At 63.5% G+C, this 17694-nt stretch carries 18 protein-coding genes; 4 read left to right on the top strand and 14 right to left on the bottom strand.

Annotated elements, in window-relative coordinates; translation table 11 throughout:
- Window positions 1-220: 220 nt before the first annotated feature.
- Entirely contained in the window at window positions 221-1930 is a 1710-nt protein-coding gene (gene recJ / locus AC3WL2_RS25365) for a single-stranded-DNA-specific exonuclease RecJ (RefSeq protein ID WP_102685325.1), read from the bottom strand.
- A gap of 30 nt (window positions 1931-1960) precedes the next feature.
- Entirely contained in the window at window positions 1961-2503 is a 543-nt protein-coding gene (locus AC3WL2_RS25360; RefSeq protein WP_102685324.1) for a YaeQ family protein, read from the bottom strand.
- Window positions 2504-2644: 141 nt separating this feature from the next.
- Here AC3WL2_RS25360 and AC3WL2_RS25355 point away from each other — a divergent pair, with 141 nt between their 5' ends.
- Both AC3WL2_RS25355 and AC3WL2_RS25350 read left to right on the top strand, forming a co-directional pair.
- A complete protein-coding gene (locus tag AC3WL2_RS25355; protein WP_102685323.1) occupies window positions 2645-3844 on the top strand; it encodes a CaiB/BaiF CoA transferase family protein in 1200 nt (399 codons plus the stop codon).
- A gap of 10 nt (window positions 3845-3854) precedes the next feature.
- Entirely contained in the window at window positions 3855-4733 is an 879-nt protein-coding gene (locus AC3WL2_RS25350; RefSeq protein ID WP_102685322.1) for a TIGR02285 family protein, read from the top strand.
- A 183-nt stretch (window positions 4734-4916) separates the two neighbouring features.
- Here AC3WL2_RS25350 and AC3WL2_RS25345 read toward each other — a convergent pair whose 3' ends face one another.
- The 6 genes from AC3WL2_RS25345 to xerD form a co-directional block, all read right to left on the bottom strand.
- On the bottom strand, window positions 4917-5198 hold the full coding sequence (locus AC3WL2_RS25345; RefSeq protein ID WP_102685326.1) for a DUF3509 domain-containing protein: 282 nt from the start codon (window positions 5196-5198) through the stop codon (window positions 4917-4919).
- 138 nt (window positions 5199-5336) lie between these two features.
- Window positions 5337-5714, bottom strand: a complete 378-nt coding sequence (locus tag AC3WL2_RS25340) for an ANTAR domain-containing protein (RefSeq protein WP_102685321.1) — start codon at window positions 5712-5714, stop codon at window positions 5337-5339.
- A 155-nt stretch (window positions 5715-5869) separates the two neighbouring features.
- Window positions 5870-7279, bottom strand: coding sequence for a threonine synthase (gene thrC / locus AC3WL2_RS25335; RefSeq protein ID WP_102685320.1), 1410 nt, complete (start codon window positions 7277-7279; stop codon window positions 5870-5872).
- 54 nt (window positions 7280-7333) lie between these two features.
- Window positions 7334-8638: a homoserine dehydrogenase gene (locus AC3WL2_RS25330; RefSeq protein WP_023630110.1), complete on the bottom strand. Its 1305-nt coding sequence runs from the start codon at window positions 8636-8638 to the stop codon at window positions 7334-7336.
- An 82-nt stretch (window positions 8639-8720) separates the two neighbouring features.
- The gene (locus tag AC3WL2_RS25325; protein WP_102685319.1) at window positions 8721-9470 is read right to left on the bottom strand and encodes a thioredoxin fold domain-containing protein; all 750 of its coding nucleotides are present in this window, start codon (window positions 9468-9470) and stop codon (window positions 8721-8723) included.
- 154 nt (window positions 9471-9624) lie between these two features.
- Window positions 9625-10521, bottom strand: a complete 897-nt coding sequence (xerD, locus tag AC3WL2_RS25320) for a site-specific tyrosine recombinase XerD (RefSeq protein WP_102685318.1) — start codon at window positions 10519-10521, stop codon at window positions 9625-9627.
- Window positions 10522-10589: 68 nt separating this feature from the next.
- On the opposite strand from xerD, the gene AC3WL2_RS25315 reads away from it, so the two are divergent.
- The gene (locus AC3WL2_RS25315; protein WP_102685317.1) at window positions 10590-12410 is read left to right on the top strand and encodes a cation:proton antiporter; all 1821 of its coding nucleotides are present in this window, start codon (window positions 10590-10592) and stop codon (window positions 12408-12410) included.
- 17 nt (window positions 12411-12427) lie between these two features.
- On the opposite strand, the gene AC3WL2_RS25310 is transcribed toward AC3WL2_RS25315, so the two are convergent.
- The 6 genes from AC3WL2_RS25310 to ffh all read right to left on the bottom strand — a co-directional run bounded on the left by AC3WL2_RS25310 (window position 12428) and on the right by ffh (window position 16487).
- Window positions 12428-12835 carry an acyl-CoA thioesterase gene (locus AC3WL2_RS25310; RefSeq protein WP_023629813.1) on the bottom strand — a complete coding sequence of 136 codons (408 nt, stop codon included), beginning with the start codon at window positions 12833-12835 and terminating at the stop codon, window positions 12428-12430.
- 98 nt (window positions 12836-12933) lie between these two features.
- A complete protein-coding gene (gene rplS / locus AC3WL2_RS25305; RefSeq protein ID WP_023629812.1) occupies window positions 12934-13284 on the bottom strand; it encodes a 50S ribosomal protein L19 in 351 nt (116 codons plus the stop codon).
- 43 nt (window positions 13285-13327) lie between these two features.
- Window positions 13328-14080: a tRNA (guanosine(37)-N1)-methyltransferase TrmD gene (trmD, locus tag AC3WL2_RS25300; RefSeq protein WP_023629811.1), complete on the bottom strand. Its 753-nt coding sequence runs from the start codon at window positions 14078-14080 to the stop codon at window positions 13328-13330.
- A gap of 3 nt (window positions 14081-14083) precedes the next feature.
- Window positions 14084-14620 carry a ribosome maturation factor RimM gene (gene rimM / locus AC3WL2_RS25295; RefSeq protein WP_023629810.1) on the bottom strand — a complete coding sequence of 179 codons (537 nt, stop codon included), beginning with the start codon at window positions 14618-14620 and terminating at the stop codon, window positions 14084-14086.
- Between the two features lie 5 nt (window positions 14621-14625).
- Window positions 14626-14877 (bottom strand): 30S ribosomal protein S16, encoded by a 252-nt coding sequence (gene rpsP, locus AC3WL2_RS25290; RefSeq protein ID WP_011535318.1) that lies wholly within the window; start codon window positions 14875-14877, stop codon window positions 14626-14628.
- 233 nt (window positions 14878-15110) lie between these two features.
- Entirely contained in the window at window positions 15111-16487 is a 1377-nt protein-coding gene (gene ffh, locus AC3WL2_RS25285; protein ID WP_023629809.1) for a signal recognition particle protein, read from the bottom strand.
- Window positions 16488-16749: 262 nt separating this feature from the next.
- Here ffh and AC3WL2_RS25280 point away from each other — a divergent pair, with 262 nt between their 5' ends.
- A complete protein-coding gene (locus AC3WL2_RS25280; RefSeq protein ID WP_102685316.1) occupies window positions 16750-17559 on the top strand; it encodes a cytochrome C assembly family protein in 810 nt (269 codons plus the stop codon).
- Window positions 17560-17694 lie beyond the last annotated feature (135 nt).

Below are 17694 nucleotides of genomic sequence, written 5' to 3'. Positions count from 1 at the left end.
GTTCAGCGCGGTCCTCCCGGGAGCAAGGCCGGAGTGAGGGAACCCGGAGCGAAGCGGAGGGCCGGATGAATGGAGCGTGGATTTTTTGGTTCCTTTTTGATCCTTCAAAAAGGGACCCGCCGTAAGGGCGGAAAGGTGACTATGCGTCGCCATCGCAAATGAATGCGCATACAACTTCAAAACCACCAAAAACCCAAAAACCCAGCAATTCAACAAAAGATCACCGCGCTTCCATATGCGCAATCATCAACTGCACACTCTCATTCCCCCGAAACTCATTCACATCCAACTTGTAAGCCAACTCCACCCACCGCACTGTAGGATTCGGCCAGACCTCCCGGTCAATCCCAAAGGCAATCCCATCCAACCGCACCGCCCCACACTCGCTCTTGAGCACCACTTTCAGATGCCGCTCCCCGACGACCCGCTGCTCGACCAGCTGGAACACCCCGTGGAACAGCGGCTCGGGAAAGTGCTGCCCCCAGGGCCCGGCGTTGCGCAATGCCCGCGCCAGATCCAGGTGGAACTCCTCCACCGCCAGGGTGCCATCCGACAACAACCGCCCGGTCAGGTCTTCCTCACGCAACTGCCGCCGCACCTCATCGTCGAACGCCTCGGCAAACGCTGGGAAATTGTCGGCCGGCAAGGACAGCCCCGCCGCCATGGCATGCCCGCCGAACTTGCTGATCAAGCTCGGATGCCGCGCCGCCACGGCGTCCAGTGCGTCACGGATATGGAACCCCGGCACCGAACGCGCCGAGCCCTTCAGCACCCCTTCCCCCGCATCGGCAAAGGCGATGGTCGGGCGGTGGTAACGCTCTTTCAGGCGCGAGGCGAGGATGCCGATCACCCCCTGGTGCCAGTCGGCGTCGAACAGGCACAAGCCATAAGGCATGGACTCGACCGGCAGGTCCTTGAGCTGGGCCAGGGCCTCGCGCTGCATGCCCTGCTCGATGGACTTGCGGTCCTGGTTCAGGCCATCCAGCTGTTGGGCCATGTCCAGCGCCAGGGTCGCGTCTTCGCACAACAGGCATTCGATGCCCAGACTCATGTCGTCCAGGCGCCCGGCAGCATTGAGCCGAGGGCCAAGGATGAAGCCAAGGTCGGTGGAAGTGATGCGCTTGTGGTCGCGCCGTGCCACCTCGAGAATCGCCTTCAGCCCGGGGCGGGCGCGGCCGGCGCGAATACGCTCCAGCCCCTGATGCACCAGGATGCGGTTATTGGCATCCAGCGGCACCACGTCGGCGACGCTGCCCAATGCCACCAGGTCGAGCAATTCGCCGATATTCGGCTGCGGCTGCGTTTCGTAGCGCCCCAGGCTGCGCAACCGCGCACGCAGGGCCATCAGCACGTAGAAGATCACGCCGACACCGGCCAGTGACTTGCTGGGGAACGCACAACCCGGCTGGTTGGGATTGACGATGGCATCGGCGGCCGGCAACTGCTCGCCCGGCAGGTGGTGGTCGGTGACCAGCACCTTGAGCCCGGCGGCCTTGGCTGCGGCCACGCCATCGATGCTGGAAATACCGTTGTCCACAGTGATCAGCAATTGCGGCTGGCGCTCGAGCGCGACCGCGACGATCTCCGGGGTCAGGCCATAGCCATATTCGAAGCGGTTGGGCACCAGGTAGTCGACATGGGCCGCGCCCAGCAAGCGCAAACCCAGCACGCCGACCGTGCTGGCGGTGGCACCGTCGGCGTCGAAATCGCCGACAATGAGAATACGCTGGCGCTGGTCGAGCGCCTCGACCAGCAGCTCCACCGCCGCCTCGATGCCCTTGAGTTGCTGGTACGGCAACAGGCGGGCCAGGCCCTTGTCCAGTTCGGCTTCGGACTGCACGCCACGGGCGGCATAGAGACGGGTCAACAAGGGTGGCAGGTTGCCCAGCAAAGGCAGGGGCGACGGCAGGGGACGTGGTTCGATACGCATGGGGTCTTCGCAATTCCGCTTTGGTTCAGGTCAGCCGCGCTCGCCAAGCAACCATTGCAACTGCACTTCGTGCTGGCCACGGTCGTCGGTGACGAACACCGTGCCTTCGCTGATCATCACGTCCCACTTGATGGTACGCGGCATATCGGTGGCGAGGACTTCCAGCACCTCCTGCGGCACAGCGGCAATGCTCAGGTTCTTCAGGCCCTTGACCGCGCCAAGCACCTTGGTCTCCCACACCCGCAAGCTGCCGTAGGTCAGCAGGCTGGTGCGCTCGGTACGCCGCGAGCACCAGGTCAGGCGGTCGGCGTCAGGCTGGCCAACTTCGATCCAGTGCAGGATGCGATCGTCCAGGCTTTTTTCCCACAGGGCCGCCTCATCGACGTCCGACAGGCCGCGACCGAAGGACAGCTGCTCGTTGTACCAGAGGGCATAGCCCAGCAGGCGCACGGCCATGCGTTCTTCGGTTTCCGAAGGGTGGCGGGCGATGGTCTGGCGGACATTCTCGTACACGCCGCGGTCGAGGTCGGTCAGATTCAGTTCGAACTTGTAGGTTGTGGACGGCTGGGCCATGGGCGATAGGCTTCTTGCGGGGGAAAGTCGCACAGTCTAACTGATCCCGGGCGCCAGCGCCGGATCAGACAACGCCGATATACCTGCCGCCGCCGAGCTGTGATACAACCTGCGCTCACGCCCAGCCTCCACGGATGCCCCATGACAATGCCCAGCAAACCTCTCGCCGGCCTGAAAGTCATCGAGCTCGGCACCTTGATCGCCGGCCCGTTCGCCTCGCGGATCTGCGCCGAATTCGGTGCAGAGGTAATCAAGGTCGAGTCGCCCGATGGCGGCGACCCGCTGCGCAAATGGCGCAAGCTGTACGAGGGCACGTCACTGTGGTGGTTCGTCCAGGCGCGCAACAAGCAATCACTGACCCTCAACCTCAAGCATCCTGAAGGCCGCGAAGTGCTCAAGCGCCTGCTGGCCGAGGCCGACATCCTGATCGAGAACTTCCGCCCCGGTGTGCTGGAAAAGCTCGGCCTGGGCTGGGACGTGCTGCACGCCCTCAACCCACGCCTGGTGATGGTGCGCCTGTCGGGGTTTGGCCAGACCGGCCCGATGAAGGACCAACCGGGCTTCGGCGCGGTTGGCGAATCCATGGGCGGGTTGCGCTACATCACCGGCTTCGAGGATCGCCCACCGGTGCGCACGGGGATTTCCATCGGCGACTCCATTGCCGCCCTTTGGGGCGTAATCGGCGCGCTGATGGCCTTGCGTCATCGCGAAGTCAACGGTGGCGACGGCCAAGTCGTGGATGTGGCGCTGTACGAAGCCATCTTCGCCATGATGGAGAGCATGGTGCCGGAGTTCGACGTGTTCGGCTTTATCCGCGAGCGCACCGGCAACATCATGCCGGGTATCACCCCTTCCTGCATCCATACCACCGCCGATGGCCGGCACGTACAGATCGGCGCCAATGGCGATGCGATCTTCAAGCGCTTCATGCAAGCCATCGGCCGCGACGACCTGGCCAACGATGCCGCCCTGGCCACCAACGATGGCCGCGATGCCCGCCGCGACGAGCTGTACGGCGTCATCGACCGCTGGGCCAACGGCCTGCCGCTGGACAAAGTGATGCAGGTGCTCAACGACGCCGAGGTACCGGCCAGCCGGATCTACTCCGCCCAGGACATGCTGGGCGACCCGCAATTCCTCGCCCGCGAGATGTTCCTCCAGGCCCGACTGCCGGACGGCAAGCCGTTCAAGATGCCGGGTATCGTGCCCAAGCTGTCCGACACCCCCGGCAGCGCCGAATGGGTCGGACCGGCCCTGGGTGAACATACGACGCCGCTACTGGCCAGCCTGGGCTACGACGCAGCCGCCATTGCCCGCCTGCGCGCGGCCGGTACGGTCTGATCCGCGGCCCATGCGCATCCGCCACCTGCCCCTGCTGCTCTGCCTGGTATTCAGCGCGCTCGCGGCACAATTGGCCGAGGCCAGAGAGCGCCTGCTGTGGCTGGTCCGTGACCTGCCGCCGTTCACCATTTTCGAAGGGCCGGCCAAAGGCCAGGGCGTGATCGACCAATTGTTGCCCAAGCTGATCGCGCAGATGCCCAAGTACGACCACCAGATCGTCCGAGTCAATCGCGCCCGCGGCATCCAGATGCTCCAGGAGCACAGTTTCACTTGCGACCCGACCCTGCTCTGGACGCCCGAACGTGCCAGGTACGTGCATTTCTCCCAGCCATCGCTGGGCGTACTGAGCAGTGGCCTGGTGGTGCGCAAGCACGACCAGGCGCTGCTGGAGCCTTATCTGGACGGACAACAGGTGGATCTTCAGCGGCTGCTGACCCAGACCCGGCTCAAGCTCGGCATCGTCGCAGAGCGCAGCTACAGCATGCAGGTCGATGATGTCCTGAAGCAGTTGCCTGACAGCGCCTTCAGCCGCCACTACGGCAACGATGCCACCGCCAGCCTGCTGGAGATGCAACAATTGGGGCGCCTGCAACTGGTGCTCGGCTACTGGCCAGAGGTTCGCTACCTGATCCAGCAGCAGAATGGCTCGCTGGACGATTACCGCTTCTACCCCATCCGTGGCGTCAACCGCTACCAGTTCCTCCATGTAGGCTGCTCGGACACAGCCTTGGGACGCGAGGCGATCGCCAATATCGACCAGCTGCTGCCGATGCTGCGCCGCGATACGTTGCCAGGCCTGTATGCCCGCTGGCTGGATCCGGAGCTGCAGGAAGATTATCTGGGCCAGGCCCGGCATTTTTTCGAGCAGGGCGAAGCGCCGGTGCGCTGAACTGACCCGTGCAGATCAGCAGTGGCACCTGACAGGGTGCAGGTGAATTCAAGGCAAAAGAAACCCCGGCCGCTGGGGAAGACGACCGGGGTCAAGCGAAAGTCCCAGGGACTTCCAGTGACAGCCTGGATGGCACCGGAGCAAAGCACCGTCAGGTTGCCCTTGCTGAGTCTGACGGGCCGGTCAGGCAAAGGTTCCCTGCATTTGCCTCTGATGCTGCAAGGCGGCGATCACACAGGGTTGCAGACGGCCTTCGGCAATCTGCAGGTCACGGTGCAGGCCATCGACCAGACCGACCAGCAATTGCTGTTCTATCAGCTCTCGCTCGCAAACGGTACGCCGCAAAATCGGCAAACCGTGCTCATCGTGAACACTCAGGTGGCGGCGGCCACGGTTATCGGTCGGTCCAAGCTCGGCCTGGTAAGGGGTCAGGGCATCGTTGAGCAGTCTGCAGATTCTTTCCATCCGGATCACTCGCTGGCTAGGGTAAGAAAACTGACCATCGGGGCCGGCGGAAAGTTCGCCAGGCCCGTCATCACGAGCATCCGCGACCAACATGACAGTTTCGATGCTCCGCCCACCCTTTGCTTGCCGAAGGTCAGGCTACAGGCGCCCGAGCGCCTGCTCCAGGCCCACCATTGACATCGGCCAGGGCAGCTCGGCCAGGACATTCAAGCCCTGTTTGCGGGCCTCGAGCGCCAGGTCGATGCCCCCCGCGTCGCCATAGCCGACAAACAGCAACCCACCCGCGCAGGAAGCCTGCACCAGGTACTTGAACAGGCGCCGGGCATGACGGCTTGGCATCCCCTGGTCGAGCACCAGCACATCAACGGGCCGCTGCCCTTGTGTGATGTTGGCCGTGGCTGCCGGCACGTCATCGGTGAGCCGTACGTTGTACACACCCTGGGCATTGAAGGCCTGATGCAAGAGCATCTGATAGTAGGGCCGAGCCTGGTGGATAAGGACATTGAGCTGATGCATGAGCCTCCCCCTGGAGCCGTGTCTGCTTGGTCAGAGCGCCACTTTAGTAAGGGTATCCATCGAACTACATGGGAAAAATCTGAAATCCGCTGCCGTGCGTCTTGCGCCCACAAAAAAGCCCGTGCAAGACGGGCTTTCCTGTGGACGGTGTCAGTTTACAGCGGCTTGCCGCGATTGCCATGCTGGCTGACAAAGGCCTGCACGGCCTTCAGGTCGTTGGCCAGCACGGTGCAACGCTCCTCACGTCCGAACAGGTCGCTCAGGTGCGCCGGCAGCTCCAGGGCCTTGTCGACACCGGCCTTCTCCACCGCCTCGGGGAACTTGACCGGATGCGCGGTACCCAGCACCACCATCGGGGTGTCCAGGCTGCGGCGGCATTCACGGGCAGCCTTGACGCCGATCGCGGTGTGCGGGTCGAGGACTTCACCGGTGCTCTGGAAGACCTCGGCGATGGTCTCGCAGGTCTGTTCATCGGTCACTGCCAGCGAGTCGAACAGCTTGCGCGCCTCAGTCCAGCGGTCCTGCTCGACGCTGAAGCCGCCACCCTGTCTGAAGGTGTCCATCAGCTGGGCAACGGCCGCGCCGTTACGCCCATGCAGGTCGAACAGCAGACGCTCGAAGTTGGACGAGACCATGATGTCCATCGACGGCGACAGGGTCGGGTGCAGGGCGTCCTTGACGTACTGGTTGCCGCTCATGAAACGGTGCAGGATGTCGTTGCGGTTGGTCGCCACCACCAGTTGGCTGATTGGCAGGCCCATGTTGCGCGCCAGGTAACCGGCGAAGATGTCGCCGAAGTTGCCGGTCGGCACCGAGAACGCCACCGAACGCGCCGGGCCGCCGAGCTGCAGCGCGGCGTGGAAATAGTAGACGATCTGGGCCATGATCCGTGCCCAGTTGATCGAGTTGACCGCCACCAGGCGGGTACCCTTGAGGAAGGACTGATCGGCGAAGCTGGCCTTGACCATCTCCTGGCAGTCGTCGAAGTTGCCTTCGATGGCAATGTTGTGGATGTTGTCGCCAAGGATGGTGGTCATCTGCCGGCGCTGCACTTCCGACACGCGCTGGTGCGGGTGCAGGATGAAGATGTCGACGTTGTCGCAACGGCGGCAGCCTTCGATGGCGGCCGAGCCGGTGTCACCGCTGGTGGCACCGACGATCACCACGCGCTCGCCGCGCTTGACCAGCACGTGGTCGAGCAGGCGGCCGAGCAGTTGCAGGGCGAAGTCCTTGAAGGCCAGGGTCGGGCCGTGGAACAGCTCCATCACCCACTCGTTGCCGTTGAGCTGGCGCAGCGGGGCGACCGCAGCATGGGCGAAGTTGCCGTAGGTCTCTTCTAGAATCTTCTTGAAATCGGCGTCGGCGATGCTGCCTTCGACGAACGGGCGCATCACCCGGAAGGCCAGCTCGTGATACGGCAGGCCAGCCCAGGAGGCAATCTCTTCCTGGGTGAAGCGTGGCAGGTTCTCGGGAACGTACAGCCCGCCGTCGCTGGCCAGGCCAGCCAGCAGGACGTCTTCGAAGTTCAGGGCCGGAGCCTGGCCGCGGGTACTGATATAGCGCATGGATGCAAACCTTCGATGCTGGGCGCGGGCCGCCGTCACGGCCCGCCACCGGAATTAATTGAGCTGTTCGACGCGGATACGCACGACCTTGCCGACCACGTCCTGGAGCGCTTCCAGGGCGACGATGGCGTCGTCGATGCGCTGCTCGACCACACGGTGGGTCAGCAGGATCATCGGTACCAGGCCATCCTGCTCCTCGGCTTCCTTCTGCATGATCGACTCGATGTTGATACCGCGCTCCGAGAGGATACTGGCGACCTGCGCCAGCACGCCCGGGTGGTCCTTGGCCTGGATACGCAGGTAGTAGGCGCTTTCGCAGGCTTCGATCGGCAGGATCGGATGGGCCGACAGCGCATCTGGCTGGAAGGCCAGGTGCGGTACACGGTTCTCCGGGTCGGAGGTCATGGCGCGAACCACATCGACCAGGTCGGCGACCACCGACGAGGCAGTCGGCTCCATGCCGGCACCGGCGCCGTAGTACAAGGTGGAGCCGGCGGCGTCGCCATTGACCATCACCGCGTTCATCACGCCATTGACGTTGGCGATCAGGCGATCGTTGGGGATCAGCGTCGGGTGCACACGCAGCTCGATGCCGTCGGCGGTGCGACGGGCCACGCCCAGGTGCTTGATACGATAGCCCAGGGCCTCGGCATAGTTCACGTCAGCGGTGGTCAGCTGGGTGATGCCTTCGGTGTAGGCCTTGTCGAACTGCAGCGGGATACCGAAGGCGATGGACGCCAGGATGGTCAGCTTGTGCGCGGCGTCGATGCCTTCGACGTCGAAGGTCGGGTCGGCCTCGGCGTAGCCCAGCGCCTGCGCTTCGGCCAGCACATCGGGAAAGGCACGGCCCTTGTCGCGCATTTCGGTGAGGATGAAGTTGCCGGTACCGTTGATGATCCCGGCCAGCCAGTTGATGCGGTTGGCCGACAGGCCCTCGCGGATCGCCTTGATCACCGGGATGCCACCGGCCACGGCAGCTTCGAAGGCGACGATGACGCCCTTCTCGCGGGCCTTGGCAAAGATCTCGTTGCCGTGCACGGCGATCAGCGCCTTGTTGGCGGTGACCACGTGCTTGCCGTTTTCAATGGCCTTGAGCACCAGGTCGCGGGCTATGGTGTATCCGCCGATCAGCTCGATGACGATATCGATCTCGGGGTTGCTCGCGACTTCGAACACATCAGCGGTAATGGGGGTACCGGTAATCTGGCAGTTCGGGTTCTGCGAGCGCATGGCAATCTGTGCCACTTCAATACCGCGCCCGGCACGGCGGGCGATCTCCTCGGCGTTGCGCTGAAGTACATTGAAGGTTCCGCCACCGACGGTCCCCAACCCACAGATGCCTACTTTGACCGGTTTCACTGTGAACTCCCCATAGAACGGCCGGCATCTGCGCCGACCGTGAAACATGCCGTCACCCCATGACGACGGCGTACTGAATTGATTACTTGCTCTCGGCCAGGGCCAGCTTGGCCACTTGCGGTGCCGGCTGGTAGCCCGGAATCACCTGGCCATTCTGTAGAACGATCGCCGGCGTGCCATTTACACCAATCGACTGGCCCAGCTGGAACTGCTTGCTGACCGGGTTGGCGCACTTGGCAGCCTTGATCTCTTTGCCATCGACCATCTTGTCCAGCGCCGCGCGACGGTCGCTGGAGCACCAGACGGCCTGCAACTGCTCGTCGCCCGGCGAACCCAGGCCCTGGCGCGGGAAGGCGACGTAACGCACTTCGATACCGCGGCGGTTGAGCTCCGGCACCTCGGCGTGCAGCTTGTGGCAGTACGGGCAGGTGGTGTCGGTGAACACGGTGATGTGCGACTTGGTCTCGCCCTTGGCCGGGTAGACCACCATCTCGCCGGCCGGAATACCGTTGATCAATTTGGCGATGCCCTGGCGCTCGGTCTTCTCGGTGAGGTTGACCGGCTTGCCGTCCTGGATCTGGAACAGGTAGCCCTGCATGACGAACTGGCCGTCGGCGCTGGCGTACAGCACGCGGCCGCCTTGCAGCTTGACCTCGTACAGGCCGTTGAGCGGACTGCTGGCAACGCTTTCGATCGGCACCTCCAACTGGAGGTTCTGCAACGATTTGCGGATCGCCTGCTCGGCACCGGCATTGCCATCGGTAGCCGCGGCAACGGCAAAGGTACTGGCCAGCGCCAAGGCGGCGGCGGCGAAAATCTGGGTCACGCGCATGGGGTACTCCTGAAGGCGGACGGGGCCGTGGGGACGTCGCCCAGCCCTGGCGGGCGGCGAACGGTCGGCCCTTGCAACAAACCGTCCAAGCCTACCACAACAGACTGGCGCAGTAGGGGTACTCAGGCACCAGTCGGCGGAACATGAACATCATTCATCCACGGGGGTGGTGTTCGGCATGCAGCTGTTGCAGGCGGGCCTTGGCGACATGGGTGTAGATCTGCGTGGTGGACAGGTCGCTGTGCCCCAGCAGCATCTGCACCACACGCAGGTCGGCGCCATGGTTGAGCAGGTGCGTGGCAAAGGCGTGGCGCAGCGTGTGCGGGGACAGCGGCTTGCCGATCCCGGCCACCCGCGCGTGGTGCTTGATGCGGTGCCAGAAGGTCTGGCGGGTCATCTGCTCGCCGCGCTGGCTGGGGAACAGCACGTCACTGGGGCGGCCGCCCAGCAACTCGGCGCGGCCATCGCGCAGGTAGCGCTCGATCCACACCACCGCTTCCTCGCCCATCGGCACCAGGCGCTCCTTGCTGCCCTTGCCCATGACCCGCAGCACGCCCTGGCGCAGGTTGACCTGGTCCAAGGTCAGGCTGACCAGTTCGGTCACTCGCAAACCGCAGGCATAGAGCACTTCGAGCATGGCGCGGTCGCGCTGGCCGATCGCCTCACCGCGATCCGGGGCCTGCAGCAATGCTTCGACATCGGCCTCCGACAGCGACTTGGGCAGTGGCCGGCCCAGTTGCGGCATGTCCACCTGCAAGGTCGGATCGACGGCGATCAACCGCTCGCGCAGCAAGTAACGGAAAAAGCCGCGCACCCCGGACAGGAAGCGCGCGGTGGAGCGAGGCTTGTAGCCTTGGTCGAAGCGCCAGGCCAGGTGATCGAGGATCAGTTCGCGGCCGGCATCGGGCAACAGCACGTGCTTTTCCTGCAGCCAGCCGTTGAACAAGGCCAGGTCACTGCGGTAGGAAGCGCGGGTGTTGTCGGAAAGCCCCTTTTCCAGCCACAAGGCATCGAGGAACTGGTCGATCAGCGGGTGGTCCAGTGCTGGCATGAAAACTCGGTGGCAAACGACGAAATGACGCTTAGTCTTTCACAACATGGCATGCAGAGGGAGCCCGCATGAACGAACAGCAGATTCTTTTGAGTGTCGGCGGCATCGGCGCGGCGGCCCTGCTCTGCCAATGGCTGGCCTGGCGCCTGAAACTGCCGGCGATCCTGTTCCTGCTGCTGTGCGGCATCCTCGCCGGGCCGGTGCTGGGCTGGCTGCAACCGCAGGCATTGTTCGGCCCGCTGCTGATGCCACTGGTATCGCTGGCGGTGGCGCTGATCCTGTTCGAAGGCAGCCTAACACTGCATTTGTCGCAATGGCGCGAGATCGGCAGCGTGGTGCATCGCCTGGTCACCGTCGGCGCGCTGAGCACCTGGCTGGTGATCGCCCTGGCCACCCATTGGCTGCTGGGCTTCGACTGGCCCCTGGCGATCCTGTTCGGCACCTTGACCCTGGTCACCGGCCCCACGGTCATCGTACCCATGCTGCGGGTGGTGCGGCCGAAGGCGACGATCGCCAATATCCTGCGCTGGGAAGGCATTGTCATCGACCCGATCGGCGCACTGCTGGCGGTGGTGGTCTACAGCTTCATCATCGCCAGCGCCGCCGGCGAAGGCCTGAGCCACAGCCTGGCGACCTTCGCCGGGGTGATTTTCTGCGGCAGCGCGCTCGGCGCCGCTGGAGGCTGGCTGCTCGGGCAGATCATGCGCGAGCAATGGCTGCCGGAGTATCTGCACAACCTGGCGTCGCTGGCCGCGGTGCTGGGCATCTTCATCGCCGCCAACCAGATCGTCCATGAATCGGGCCTGTTGGCGGTCACGGTCATGGGCATGTGGCTGGCCAACATGCCCGGCGTGGATGTGCGGCAGATCCTGCACTTCAAGGAGAACCTCAGCGTGCTGCTGATCTCCGGCCTGTTCATCCTTCTCGCGGCGCGGCTCGACCTGCACGCCCTGCTCGCCTTGGGCCCTGCGGTGCTGGCACTGCTGCTGGTAATCCAGTTGCTGGCCAGGCCGCTGAACGTGTTGCTGTCGACCCTGGGGTCGCCGCTGAATTGGCGGGAACGGGCGCTGCTGGCCTGGATCGCGCCGCGGGGCATCGTCGCCGCGGCGGTATCGGCCATCTTCGCCATTCGCCTGGACCAGGCCGGGCATGAGGGCGCGCTGCTGCTGGTGCCACTGACCTTTGCCGTGATCATCGGCACCGTGGTCCTGCAAAGCGCCACCGCAAGGCCCTTGGCACGCCTGCTGAAGGTGGCGGAACCGGCGCCGAGCGGGTTTCTCCTGGTCGGCGCCAACCCACCTGCGCGCGCCATCGCCAAGGCGCTGCAACAACTGGGCTGCCGGGTGCTGCTGACCGACTCGAGCTGGGAGAACATCCGCGCCGCTCGCATGGACAACCTACCGACCTACTTCGGCAACCCTGCGTCGCAGCATGCCGACGCTCACCTCGATCTGGTCGGGCTGGGCCATCTGCTGGGGCTGTCACCGGCGGGCGAACTCAATGCCCTGGCCTGCGCGCGCTTTCGTCATGACTTCGGCCACGCCCGGCTTTTCGTGCTGGCCAGCGGCCTGGAGAAACAGCGCAGCGACAAACACCGGGCCAGCGAGGAGCATCGCGGGCAATTGCTCGGGTCGAGCGCGATGACCTATGGGCAGCTGGCCAAACTGCTGCATCAGGGTGCCGAGCTGTACAGCACCACGTTGACCGAGGCATTCAGCTGGGGCGACTACCAGCAGTTGCATGGCCCACGGGCGACGCTGCTGTTCGCCCGGGACGGGCAAGGCTGGGTACATGTGGCCAGCCCGGACAACCCGCTCAAGCCACAGCCGGGTTGGACACTGGTGGCGCTGGTGGAACCGGAGCTGACCGAACAGCCTGTGGCGCATTGAATATACGGGATCGGCAATCAGGCCAAAGGCAGCACCGGCACCGGACGCTTGTCCTCGTCGATGGCGACGAAGCTGAACACGCCATGGATCGCCCGCTCGCGTCCATCGAGGTACATGTTCTCGACGAACACATCCACCTGCACCTGCAGACTGGTGTTACCAACCTTGATCACCGTCCCCACCAGCTCGACGATCGAGCCTGCCGGGATCGGGTGCTTGAAGTCGATGCGGTCGGTGGACACGGTCACCAGCGGCAGCCGGCAGAAACGGGTGGCGGCGATGAACGAAACTTCGTCCATCCACGCCAGGGCCGTGCCACCGAACAGGGTGTTGTGGTGGTTGGTGGTGTTGGGGAACACCGCCTTGGTCACGCGGGTCACCGACAGTTCGGTACGGCGCTGGATTTCCTGGTCTCGGGTTGTCATCTCGGAGTCACATCGCAAAGGCAAGATTCAAGACGCAAAAAAGCAGCCCGAAGGCTGCTTTTTCTCGCACGGGGCCTAGGCCACCGGACAAACTGCACTCAGGACAGTTTTTCCTTGATGCGAGCTGCTTTACCGGACAGGTCACGCAGGTAGTACAGCTTGGCTTTACGCACGTCACCACGACGTTTCACGGCCAGGCTGTCGATCTGCGGGCTGTAGGTCTGGAAGGTACGCTCTACGCCAACGCCGCTGGAGATCTTGCGCACGGTGAAGGCGCTGTTCAGACCGCGGTTACGCTTGGCGATAACGACGCCTTCGAACGCCTGCAGACGCGAGCGGTCGCCTTCCTTCACTTTGACCTGGACGACGATGGTGTCGCCTGGTGCGAAGGTCGGGATCTCTTTGCTCATCTGCTCGGCTTCGAGCTGCTGGATGATCTTGTTGGTCATGCTGTGCTCCTAAGATGGATAACGCGATCCACCATCGATACGTTTAACTATCGTCCCGCTCGCGGAGGTATTCCTCGAGCAGCTTCTTCTCTTCTCCAGAAAGCGAGCGACTTTCCAGAAGATCGGCGCGTCGTTCGAAGGTCCTACCAAGGGACTGCTTCATCCGCCATCGCCGGATATGTGCATGGTTGCCACTAAGCAACACGTCGGGTACACGCTGATCCGCATACACCTCGGGTCGGGTGTAGTGCGGGCAATCCAGCAGACCGTCGGTGAAAGAGTCTTCCTCCGCCGAGTCCACATGCCCTAAAGCTCCGGGCAGCAGCCGCGTAACCGCATCGATCAGCACCATGGCCGGCAGCTCGCCACCGGAAAGCACATAGTCGCCAATCGACCACTCCTCATCGACATGAGCCTCGATAAAGCGCTCGTCGATGCCTTCATAACGGCCGGCGATCAGGATCAACGATTCCTGTTCGGCCAAGCCTTTGACCGCCTGCTGGGTCAGCTTGCGGCCTTGTGGCGAAAGGTAGATCACCTTTGCCGCAGCTCCAGTCGCCTGCCTGGCGCTAACCAGGGCGTCTTCCAGAGGCTTGATCTTCATCACCATGCCCGGACCACCGCCAAACGGCCGATCATCCACGGTGTGGTGGCGATCTGTGGTGTAGTCCCGCGGGTTCCAGCAGGTCACTTGCAGCAACCCCTGTTTCACCGCACGGCTGGTAATGCCGTACTCCGTGATGGCCGAGAACATCTCGGGGAACAACGTGATGACTTCTACGCGAAGGCTGCCCATCGTCTAGAAATCCGCGTCCCATTCGACTCGCATCACACCGGCCTGCAGGTCGATTGCCAGCACGCATTGCTCCGTATAGGGCAACAGACGCTCGCGATCATCCAGGCTGCCTGTGCAAGGCTTGACCACCATTACATCGTTCGCACCGGTCTCCAACAGGTGATCGATCGTGCCGAACAGCTGTTCGTCCTGATTGATGACCTTCAGGCCTTCCAACTGGTACCAGTAGTACTCGTCGGCTGCCAGGTTGGGCAAAAGGCTCCGCGCGATGCAGATTTCGTAACCGCTCAGAAGACGGGCTTCGTCACGATCCTCGAGGCCTTTCAATTTCACGACCAGGCCCTTTTGGGAGCCACGACCGCTGACCAGCTCGACCTGCTTTACCTTGCCTTCGTGCCTAAGCGTCCAGCGCGGATAATCCAACAGGTTTTCAATCGGATCGGTAAAGGAGTACACCTTCACCTCGCCGCGAACGCCGTGAACCGAAAAAATCTTGCCAACGACGATGAGGTCATCAGCCTTTTCTGGCGTCGCGTTCATACTGCTCAGGCTGCAGCCTTGGCAGCTTCCTTCAGCAGCTGAGCAACACGCTCAGACGGCTGTGCGCCCTGGCTCAGCCAGTAGGTGACGCGCTCTTGGTTGACCGACAGCTTGACTTCGGCGCCCGATGCGATCGGGTTGAAGAAGCCAACGCGCTCAACGAAACGGCCGTCACGGGCGTTACGCGAGTTGGTCACGGTCAGGTGGTAGAATGGGCGCTTTTTCGAGCCGCCACGGGCCAGACGAATGGTTACCATGTGAACATCGTTCCTATAGTCGGTGCTGCAAAACTGAATGCCCAATGGGCACACGGGTGCCCAAAAGGCCGCATATTCTCGGGGAATACACGGACATTTGCAAATGCCTTTTTCGGCGAGCGCTTGACCCACCGTTCAGATCTGCCGGTTAAGCCGCCATTTGGCGGCACTGTTCCCGCCGAAGCGGGGGCTGGGCGGCGGTCTTCATATTAAAAACCGCCGCCCGGATTCGCTTACATCTTGGGCATGCCGCCACCCGGCAGCATCCCACCAAGGCCGCGCATCATCTTGGCCATGCCGCCCTTGGCGGAGAATTTCTTCATCATCTTCTGCATCTGCTTGTGCTGCTTGATCAGCCGGCCAATGTCCTGCACCTGGGTGCCGGAACCGAGGGCGATGCGGCGCTTGCGCGAACCGCTGATCAGGTCAGGGTCGCGGCGTTCGGCAGGGGTCATGGAATTGATGATCGCTTCCATCTGCTTAAACTGCTTCTCGGCCGCGCCCTGGGCGTTGCCCATCTGCGACAGGTTGACGCCACCGATGCTCGGCAGTTTGTCCATGAGGCCGCCAAGGCCGCCCATGTTCTTCATCTGTTGCAGTTGATCGCGGAAGTCTTCGAGGTCGAAGCCCTTGCCCTTCTTCAACTTCTTGGCCAGTTTGTCGGCCTTTTCCTTGTCGATGTTCTGCTCGGCCTGCTCGATCAGGCTAAGCACGTCACCCATGCCAAGGATGCGCGAAGCGATCCGGTCGGGGTGGAACGGCTCGAGGGCTTCGGTCTTCTCGCCCATACCGATGAACTTGATCGGCTTGCCGGTAATGGCGCGCACCGACAGGGCGGCACCGCCACGGGCGTCACCGTCGACCTTGGTCAGCACCACGCCGGTCAGCGGCAGCGCATCGCCAAAGGCCTTGGCCGTATTGGCGGCATCCTGGCCGGTCATGGCGTCGACCACGAACAGGGTTTCGATCGGCTTGACCGCGGCGTGCAGGGCCTTGATCTCGTCCATCATGTCGGCGTCGACGTGCAGGCGACCCGCAGTATCGACGATCACCACGTCGATGAACTTGAGCTTGGCCTCGCGGATCGCCGCTTCGGCGATGGCCACCGGCTTCTGACTGATGTCGGACGGGAAGAAGGTCACGCCGATATCATTGGCCAGCGTCTCGAGCTGCTTGATCGCCGCCGGACGGTAGACGTCGGCGGACACCACCATCACGCTCTTCTTCTTGCGTTCTTTCAGGTGGCGCGCCAGCTTGCCGGCGGTGGTGGTCTTGCCCGCGCCCTGCAGGCCGGCCATCAGCACCACGGCCGGCGGGGCGGCGTTGAGGGTCAGCTCTTCGTTGGCCGCCCCCATGAGGCTTTCCAGCTCGGCCTGGACGATCTTCACGAACGCCTGGCCCGGGGTCAGGCTGCGCGACACTTCGGTGCCGACCGCACGTTCCTTGATGCTGTTGACGAAATCCTTGACCACCGGCAGGGCGACGTCGGCTTCGAGCAGGGCCATGCGCACTTCGCGCAGCGTGTCCTTGATGTTGTCTTCGGTCAGCTTGGCCTTGCCGGTGACATGGCGCAGCGTCTGTGACAGGCGGTCGGTCAGGTTTTCGAACATGGTGATCCTTTCAGGCCCAGTGAAGCCGAGGTTTTTCAGGCGCCCAGGTGGAAATGCACTCGCGCTGGGCACAACAAGGCGGCGATTATAGCGGAGACTGCCTTGCGCGCACACCTTGCTCGGGACCACCGGCCAGATGCGCTGGCTATCCCTGGCCATGGCCCCGTGGTATCGGGCTTGCCCCGCGATTGATACGCAGTCTTCCTTGCCTACCGCGTTCTATGCCAAACTCCGTCCCTTTAGGGCTTGCACGCCAGGACTTATGTTCTCTTCACCCAGCCTCATCCCCAACCTGCTCGCCGCCTTCCTTTATCTGGCCGCGACCGTCTACCAGGCCACCGGCCTGGCCCGTGGCGCCCGTGCCGACAAACGGCTGCTTGGCCTGCTCGGCACCCTGGCGGTCATCGCCCAGGGCGGCGCCCTGTTCTTCCAGCTGATCACGCCCCTGGGCCTGAGCCTCGACTTCTTCAGCGCCGCCAGCCTGATCGCCGTGGCGGTGATCGGCTTGACCCTGCTCGCCTGCCTGAGCATTCCCGTGGAGAACCTGCTGGTGCTGCTGTTCCCGCTCGGTGCGGTGACCGCGCTGCTGGCCCAGTTCGCACCCCCCGGCACGGTGCCGCTGATCAACGAAGAGCCAGGCATCCTCGCCCATATCCTGCTGTCGATCCTGGCCTACGGCCTGTTCACCATCGCCGTGTTCCAGGCCCTGCTGCTGTTGCTGCAGGACCACCAGCTCAAGCACAAGCACCCGTCCGGACTGATCCGCAACTTCCCGCCGCTGCAGACCATGGAAAGCCTGCTGTTCGGCTTCCTCTGGGCCGGCTGGGGGCTGCTGTCGCTGTCGCTGATATCCGGCTGGCTGTTCCTCGACAACCTGTTCGCCCAGCATCTGGTGCACAAGACGCTGCTGGCCTGCGTCGCCTGGATCGTCTTCAGCGTGCTGCTGTGGGGCCGCACCCGCCTCGGCTGGCGCGGTCACAAGGCGATCCGCTGGACCCTGGCCGGTTTCTGCCTGCTGATGCTGGCCTACTTCGGCAGCAAGCTGGTCCGCGAATTCATCCTGCACATCTGACGGCCGCCCATGGACACTCTGCCGTACGCCCCGCTGCTCGGCATCATCGCACTGGCCCTGCTGTGGTCGGCGCTGTTCACCGCGGTAGACTGCGCCCGCCAGCAGCTCAATGGCCACGGCGCCCCCACCCTGCCC

The sequence above is a fragment of the Pseudomonas sp. FW305-96 genome, from assembly GCF_058783825.1.
The sequence above is the reverse complement of the archived record's forward strand: the minus strand, read 5'-3'. Positions and strand labels throughout refer to the sequence as shown.

Bases quoted from the DNA above. Each gene is read 5' to 3' on its own strand.
- ffh (WP_023629809.1), bottom strand. From the start codon at position 16,487: ATGTTCGAAAACCTGACCGACCGCCTGTCACAGACGCTGCGCCATGTC.
- AC3WL2_RS25350 (WP_102685322.1), top strand. From the start codon at position 3,855: ATGCGCATCCGCCACCTGCCCCTGCTGCTCTGCCTGGTATTCAGCGCG.
- rimM (WP_023629810.1), bottom strand. From the start codon at position 14,620: ATGAACGCGACGCCAGAAAAGGCTGATGACCTCATCGTCGTTGGCAAG.
- AC3WL2_RS25310 (WP_023629813.1), bottom strand. From the start codon at position 12,835: ATGACAACCCGAGACCAGGAAATCCAGCGCCGTACCGAACTGTCGGTG.
- rplS (WP_023629812.1), bottom strand. From the start codon at position 13,284: ATGACCAACAAGATCATCCAGCAGCTCGAAGCCGAGCAGATGAGCAAA.
- AC3WL2_RS25360 (WP_102685324.1), bottom strand. From the start codon at position 2,503: ATGGCCCAGCCGTCCACAACCTACAAGTTCGAACTGAATCTGACCGAC.
- AC3WL2_RS25280 (WP_102685316.1), top strand. From the start codon at position 16,750: ATGTTCTCTTCACCCAGCCTCATCCCCAACCTGCTCGCCGCCTTCCTT.
- thrC (WP_102685320.1), bottom strand. From the start codon at position 7,279: ATGCGCTATATCAGTACCCGCGGCCAGGCTCCGGCCCTGAACTTCGAA.
- recJ (WP_102685325.1), bottom strand. From the start codon at position 1,930: ATGCGTATCGAACCACGTCCCCTGCCGTCGCCCCTGCCTTTGCTGGGC.
- rpsP (WP_011535318.1), bottom strand. From the start codon at position 14,877: ATGGTAACCATTCGTCTGGCCCGTGGCGGCTCGAAAAAGCGCCCATTC.
- AC3WL2_RS25315 (WP_102685317.1), top strand. From the start codon at position 10,590: ATGAACGAACAGCAGATTCTTTTGAGTGTCGGCGGCATCGGCGCGGCG.
- AC3WL2_RS25325 (WP_102685319.1), bottom strand. From the start codon at position 9,470: ATGCGCGTGACCCAGATTTTCGCCGCCGCCGCCTTGGCGCTGGCCAGT.
- AC3WL2_RS25340 (WP_102685321.1), bottom strand. From the start codon at position 5,714: ATGCATCAGCTCAATGTCCTTATCCACCAGGCTCGGCCCTACTATCAG.
- trmD (WP_023629811.1), bottom strand. From the start codon at position 14,080: ATGGGCAGCCTTCGCGTAGAAGTCATCACGTTGTTCCCCGAGATGTTC.
- AC3WL2_RS25355 (WP_102685323.1), top strand. From the start codon at position 2,645: ATGACAATGCCCAGCAAACCTCTCGCCGGCCTGAAAGTCATCGAGCTC.
- AC3WL2_RS25345 (WP_102685326.1), bottom strand. From the start codon at position 5,198: ATGGAAAGAATCTGCAGACTGCTCAACGATGCCCTGACCCCTTACCAG.
- xerD (WP_102685318.1), bottom strand. From the start codon at position 10,521: ATGCCAGCACTGGACCACCCGCTGATCGACCAGTTCCTCGATGCCTTG.